Source organism: Kingella kingae ATCC 23330 (assembly GCF_900111845.1).
GTDB lineage: Bacteria > Pseudomonadota > Gammaproteobacteria > Burkholderiales > Neisseriaceae > Kingella > Kingella kingae.
In genome coordinates this window covers 1-5,575 of the sequence record NZ_FOJK01000040.1, presented here as the reverse complement: position 1 = coordinate 5,575, position 5,575 = coordinate 1, and the positions used below count along the sequence as shown (strand labels likewise).

General features: G+C 42.5%; 5 protein-coding genes and 2 pseudogenes. All 7 read left to right on the top strand.

Features of this window, described 5'->3' with window-relative positions; all coding sequences use genetic code 11:
* A pseudogene (locus tag BQ5809_RS10480) lies at positions 1-134 on the top strand (IS1 family transposase); the annotation flags it as partial.
* Positions 135-190: 56 nt separating this feature from the next.
* On the top strand, positions 191-454 hold the full coding sequence (locus tag BQ5809_RS10475; RefSeq protein ID WP_081353481.1) for a transposase: 264 nt from the start codon (positions 191-193) through the stop codon (positions 452-454).
* Positions 455-471: 17 nt separating this feature from the next.
* Complete coding sequence (locus tag BQ5809_RS07875) at positions 472-693, top strand: IS5/IS1182 family transposase (protein WP_060536923.1); 222 nt, start codon at positions 472-474, stop codon at positions 691-693.
* An 83-nt stretch (positions 694-776) separates the two neighbouring features.
* Positions 777-1,013 (top strand): annotated as a pseudogene (locus tag BQ5809_RS10470) (transposase); the annotation flags it as partial.
* 55 nt (positions 1,014-1,068) lie between these two features.
* A complete protein-coding gene (locus tag BQ5809_RS07870) occupies positions 1,069-3,195 on the top strand; it encodes a type I secretion system permease/ATPase (protein ID WP_003788051.1) in 2,127 nt (708 codons plus the stop codon).
* An 80-nt stretch (positions 3,196-3,275) separates the two neighbouring features.
* Complete coding sequence (locus tag BQ5809_RS07865) at positions 3,276-4,703, top strand: HlyD family type I secretion periplasmic adaptor subunit (RefSeq protein WP_003788049.1); 1,428 nt, start codon at positions 3,276-3,278, stop codon at positions 4,701-4,703.
* A gap of 289 nt (positions 4,704-4,992) precedes the next feature.
* Positions 4,993-5,481 carry a toxin-activating lysine-acyltransferase gene (locus tag BQ5809_RS07860; RefSeq protein ID WP_003792114.1) on the top strand — a complete coding sequence of 163 codons (489 nt, stop codon included), beginning with the start codon at positions 4,993-4,995 and terminating at the stop codon, positions 5,479-5,481.
* Positions 5,482-5,575 lie beyond the last annotated feature (94 nt).

The following is a 5,575-nucleotide window of genomic DNA, read 5'->3' as shown; positions in this document are numbered from 1 at the left end:
CTGCATTTTTAAATGTCTTTTCAAATGAAGAATGGCATCTAGTTGGTAAGCAACACACAGTTGGCATTGAGGGTAATAACTGTCGTTTACGGCACAAAGTAAGGCGAGCGTTTAGAAAAACGTGTTGTTTTTCTAATTGAACGCATATATTTCTTAGAACCTGCATTCACAAAAATGATAAAATATCTTTATGACTAGAAAATCCTACCCAACAGACTTAACAGATGCCCAATGGCAAGCGATTGAGCCACATTTTAACCAGCTACGCCACTACAAATGGGATAAACGTCAATTAGTGAATGCCGTTTTGTACATGACCAAAACAGGTTGTCAATGGCGTATGCTGCTCAATGATTTTCCACCTTATTCAACCGTATGGAGTTTCTATCGCAGAGCCAATCAATCAGGCTTATGGGATAGAATTCTTTTGGCATTGGTTCAAAAAAACGTTTAATCCATCAAAAACAATCGATGCCAACTTATGCCATTATTGATTCACAAAGTGTCAAAACAGCTTCTAGCGCACATGATAAAGGTTTTGATGGAGGTAAAAAAATCAAAGGTCGTAAGCGACATATAGCTGTTGATACGTTGGGTAATCTATTGTCTGTTGTGGTTCATGCAGCCAATATTCATGACACAAAAGCAGGTATTTTTGTAGCAAAAAAGCGTTTGAGACCTATCCGAGTTTAAAAGGTTTCTGTGCATATGAAAGTACTGTGTCATTAGCTTGTGCTTTGATTTGGTTGAAATTATAGCTAAAATGTCATTAGCTCCTAGATGTAAGCGAATTTACGCATCACAGAATCAATCATTCAGAGCTATTTGCTGACCATCAAAACCATATCAATGGTATTGAAAATTTTTGGAATCAGGCAAAGCGCGTTCTACGAAAATATAATGGAATTGACCGAAAATCTTTCCCTTTATTCTTGAAAGAATGCGAATTTCATTTTAACTTTGGTACACCAAAAGAGCAGCTTAAAATCTTGCGAATTTGGTGTGGTATTTAGGGCTAATCTAATACAGCCCCTTAAATTATCTCTTTTTTTGACAAATATTTCTGATATGGATAAAACCTCTCAACCCGCCCTATCTGCGTTAATTATCCTTGCGCACTATCACGGTATCGCCGCCAATCCAGCTGACATTTCTCATCATTTTTCAGGCAGCCTGAACAATGATTTAAGCGAAACCGAATGGCTTTTAGCTGCCAAAAAACTGGAACTCAAAGCCAAAGTCGTGAAACAACCCATTTCACGCTTACCTATGGCTTCACTACCCGCCCTTGTTTGGCGCGAAGATGGAGACCATTTTTTACTCGCCAAAATAGACGGCACAGGCGAAGCTACGCAATATCTTATTCACGATTTAAGCGAAAGCCGCCCAATCATTCTCAATGCCAGCGAATTTGCCGCACGATATTCAGGCAAAATGATTTTTGTCGCATCTCGCGCATCCGTGTTGGGCAGCTTGGCAAAATTTGACTTCACTTGGTTTATCCCAGCCGTGATTAAATATCGCCGCATTTTTTTAGAAGTGCTGCTGGTGTCCGTTGTTTTGCAGATTTTCGCGCTTATCACACCTTTGTTTTTCCAAATTGTGATGGATAAAGTATTGGTTCATCGCGGCTTTTCTACTTTGGACGTGGTCGCTGTTGCGCTGTTGGTGGTTAGCTTGTTTGAAATTATGCTAGGCGGTTTGCGCACCTACATTTTCGCGCACACCACTTCACGGATTGACGTGGAACTGGGCGCGAGACTATTCCGCCATTTGCTCGCCTTGCCATTGGCGTATTTTGAAAATCGCCGCGTGGGCGACACCGTAGCGCGTGTACGCGAGTTGGAGCAAATCCGCAATTTTTTAACAGGTCAGGCTTTGACTTCAGTATTGGATTTGGTGTTCTCGTTTATCTTTTTGCTAGTGATGTGGTATTACAGCCCGACTCTCACGTTAGTCGTGATGGCATCGTTGCCAGCGTATGCGTTTTGGTCGGCATTTATCAGCCCGATTTTGCGGACACGATTGAACGACAAATTTGCGCGAAATGCCGATAATCAGTCGTTTTTAGTGGAAAGTATGACAGCGGTCGGCACAATTAAAGCAATGGCAGTTGAGCCACAAATGACGCGCCGTTGGGATAATCAACTGGCGGCTTACGTTGCGTCCAGTTTTAAAGTAACCAAACTCGCCGTGATTGGACAACAAGGCGTGCAACTGATTCAAAAATTGGTTTCGGTGGCGACTTTGTGGATTGGGGCGCGATTGGTGATTGAAGGAAAATTGTCTGTTGGGCAACTGATTGCGTTCAATATGCTGGCAGGACAGGTGGCTGCGCCTGTGATTCGTTTGGCACAGTTATGGCAGGATTTTCAGCAAGTGGGGATTTCGGTAGCGCGTTTGGGCGATATTTTGAATGCACCGACTGAAAATCCGCAATCGCGTTTGGCGTTACCCGATATTCAAGGCGACATTACTTTTGAACACGTTGATTTTAGATACAAAGCCGATGGGCGTTTGATTTTGCAGGATTTGAATTTACAGATTCAGGCAGGCGAAGTGTTAGGGATTGTTGGGCGTTCAGGCTCGGGAAAATCCACGCTAACGAAACTGGTTCAACGCTTATACACACCTGAAAACGGACGTGTTTTGGTGGACGGTAACGATTTAGCATTGGCAGACCCTGCGTGGTTGCGCCGACAAGTGGGCGTGGTGCTACAAGAAAATGTGTTACTCAATCGCAGTATCCGAGACAACATCGCGCTAACCGATACAGGTATGCCGTTGGAACAGATTATTCAGGCTGCCAAATTAGCAGGCGCACACGATTTCATTATGGAATTGTCGGAAGGTTACGACACAATGGTAGGTGAACAAGGCGCAGGTTTATCGGGTGGACAGCGCCAACGCATTGCGATTGCTCGTGCGTTGATTACCAATCCGCGCATTTTGATTTTTGACGAGGCAACCAGTGCGCTGGACTATGAAAGTGAACGTGCGATTATGCAAAATATGCAAGCGATTTGTCAGGGACGGACGGTACTGATTATCGCGCACCGATTATCTACGGTTCGCCACGCGCATCGGATTATTGCAATGGATAAGGGCAAGATTGTGGAACAAGGAACGCATCAGGCTTTATTGCAAAAAGCAGATGGATATTATCGTTATTTGTATGATTTACAGAATGGGTAAGTTTTTCAGGCTGCCTGAAAAGAAATCAATATTCAGGCTGCCTGAAAAATGCAGCCTGAAAATATCAAAAGGTTATCAAAATGTGGTTTTCTGCACTAAAAGACTTTTTCTCTCGTTATCTAACCGTATGGCGTAACGTATGGGCGGTACGCGACCAACTTGACCCGCCGCCACGTAGTGAAGATGAACGTGCTTTTTTACCTGCTCATTTGGAGCTGACTGAAACGCCGCTTTCTGCTGCCCCTAAAGTAGCGGCAAGATTGATTATGTTGTTTACCGTATTGGCACTGGTTTGGTCTTGGTTTGGTCATATTGATATTGTCGCCACTGCATCGGGTAAAACATCTTCAGGCAGCCGCAGTAAAATCATTCAGCCTTTGGAAACGGCTGTGGTGAAAGCGGTTCACGTTCGTGATGGACAACACGTTCAAGCGAATGAAACGCTGCTTGAATTAGAAGCAGTCGGCACGGATAGCGATGTGGCGCAATCGGAGCAGGCTTTGCAAGCGGCGCAGTTGTCTAAATTGCGCTATGAATCCGTATTAAACGCGCTGCAAACACATACTGCGCCGCGTATGGACTGGGCTACTGCCAAAACGTTTCATATTTCAGAAACCGATTTTCAGGCTGCTCAAATTCTCGCGCAAAACCAATATCAAGCGTGGGCTGCACAAGACGAACAATTACAATCCGTCTTGCGAGGGCATCAAGCAGAATTGCAATCAGCACGAGCGCAAGAGCAAAAATTGGTTTCGGTGGGCGCGATTGAGCAGCAAAAAACTGCCGATTATCAAAAACTCAAAGCTGAAAATTTTATTTCGGAACACACTTATTTGGAGCAGGAAAGTAAATCTGTCAGCAATCAAAATGATTTACGCAGCACGCGCGGTCAAATTCAACAAATTCAGGCTGCCATCGCGCAAGCGGAGCAAAATCGCACTTTGAACACGCAAAATCTCAAACGTGATACTTTGGACGCGCTCCGTCAAGCTAATGAACAAATTGACCAATATCGCAGCCAGACGGATAAAGCCAAGCAGCGCAAGCAACTGATGACGTTACAATCGCCTGTCAATGGTACGGTTCAAGAGTTGGCAACTTATACGATTGGCGGAGTGGTTCAGGCTGCACAAAAAATTATGGTGGTTGTGCCTGATGATGAAAAAATGGAAGTGGAGGCTCTTGTTTTAAACAAAGACATTGGTTTTGTGGAACAAGGTCAAGATGCTGTGATTAAAATTGAGAGTTTCCCGTATACACGCTATGGCTATCTGACAGGCAAAGTGAAAAGCATCAGCCACGATGCGACCACGCATGAGCAACTGGGTTTGGTTTATACCGCGATTGTTTCGCTGGATAAAAATCATTTGAATATTGATGGGAAAACGGTAAACCTGACCGCAGGTATGAACGTGAGTGCGGAGATTAAAACAGGGAAACGCCGCGTTTTGGATTACTTGTTGAGTCCATTGCAAACTAAGATAGATGAAAGTTTCAGAGAACGATGATTTGATGATTCTTCAGGCTGCCTGAAAACAAAAAAGCAACCAAAATTCTTTGGTTGCTTTTTGTTATTTTCAATAAGAGACAGTAAAAATCCAAATAGGATTTATATTTCATGAAATTATTTATGCATTTTTTTCTATTTTTTAAAATAAAAATGCGCATCTAAGCAATTATTTTAGAAAAAATAAAATACTTTGATTTATATTAATCAATATGTTGGATTAAATAGAATAGAGACTCAACTTTTTGATACAATCTATCAATTAAAAAAATAGTATTAGGAGTCTACAAATGGATAAATTTTCAGAACTAGGCAGCATCGCGTGGTTATGGACAAATTCAGAATTACACCAAAATTGGCCTTTATCGCTTTTTTCAACCAATGTTATTCCAGCTATTGAAACGCAACAGTATGTATTGTTGGTTCGAGATGGGATGCCTATTGCCTATTGCAGTTGGGCAAGGTTGAATTTAGAAACGGAAGTGAAATACATCAATGATGTTACTTCTCTTAAATTGGAAGATTGGCAATCTGGCGATCGATATTGGTTTATCGATTGGATTGCACCGTTTGGCGACAGTTATCTTTTAACAAAACATATGAGAAAGTTATTTTCTGATGGTTTGTTTAGGGCTATTCGAGTGGACGCAGGTTCGCCGAATGGGAAGATTTCTGAATTTTATGGGAGAAATGTTGATGCAAAATTAGCTATGCAATCTTTTGAACAGTATCAAAAAGAGCTGATGGTCGCCCATTTTGCTCTGGGTGTGCTGGTTTAATTCGTTCGGGGCGAATACCCAAATCAATCCACCATTTTGATAATCGGCTAATGCCACCCAATGCAGTTGAGGCAAAAGGTGCGCTATTATCAGA